Here is an 883-nt window from a genome sequence, read left to right as displayed (position 1 = left end):
CGTTCCCGGTGAGCCGGATCGTCAGGTCGTCGCGCTGGGGATCGGACTGGGTGGTGACGGCCTCGGTGATCACGGGAAGATAGGTCAACAGCTGAACGACCTGGGCGACGGTTCCTGCGCTGACCAGCGGCACGCTCAACGGCCCGAAGGACGTGAGCTGGGCCTGTTCCGCGCAGGCGATCCCCAGCTTCGTTGCCTGCTCGGCATCGAGGTCCGGGTAGACCTCGCGAAACCACCGCAGCGGTGCCTGCTCCTGGGTCCGGATCAGAGACAGTTCCCCGGTTCCCTCGCGCGCCATGATGGCACGGAACTGCTCGGCACTGTCCGGATCGATCGCCGGACTGGCCAGCAGCTGCGCGAAGGCAAGCGCTGGGACGCCCGGCTCGCTTCTCTGCACAGCGCTCCTCACGTGACCCGATCTCACAGCAGGATGACACGATTCAACATGGTCATCGCCGATATCAACGACAATACTGGAGAAAATGTCGATGACGTAGTCAATAGTGAGGGAGTTGTAGATGACAGTCGTTACCTTCGTGTCATACGACGGGGAGAAGCACGAGGCGCCCATCGAGGAGGGCTGCTCGCTGATGCAGGTCGCCACGAACAACGCCATTCCGGGCATCGATGGTGACTGCGGCGGAGAGGCCGCATGCGGCACCTGCCACGTGATCGTCGATTCCGCCTGGGCCGCCAAGGTCGGCCCCTCCGGCCCGGAGGAGGAGGAGATGCTGTCGATGAACCCCGAGCGAGAGCCGACGTCGCGGCTGTCGTGCCAAGTCCAGGTCTCCCGGTCATGGGACGGCTTGACCGTGCAGTTGCCTGAATTCCAGATGTAACAGGAGGTGTTGACGAGATGAAGATCCCTGACGCAGTGAAGACG

Annotated in this window: 1 protein-coding gene and 1 pseudogene; one reads left to right on the top strand and one right to left on the bottom strand. The window is 63.2% G+C overall.

Annotated elements, in window-relative coordinates; genetic code table 11:
• Positions 1–397: pseudogene (locus H483_RS40090) on the bottom strand (AraC family transcriptional regulator); the annotation flags it as partial.
• 121 nt (positions 398–518) lie between these two features.
• Here H483_RS40090 and H483_RS28485 point away from each other — a divergent pair.
• Positions 519–839 (top strand): 2Fe-2S iron-sulfur cluster-binding protein, encoded by a 321-nt coding sequence (locus H483_RS28485; protein WP_007628312.1) that lies wholly within the window; start codon positions 519–521, stop codon positions 837–839.
• The last annotated feature ends 44 nt before the right edge of the window (positions 840–883 follow it).

The sequence above is a fragment of the Dietzia sp. UCD-THP genome (assembly GCF_000349585.1).
Taxonomy (GTDB): Bacteria; Actinomycetota; Actinomycetes; order Mycobacteriales; family Mycobacteriaceae; genus Dietzia; species Dietzia natronolimnaea_A.
This window is presented reverse-complemented; position numbering and strand designations above follow the sequence as displayed.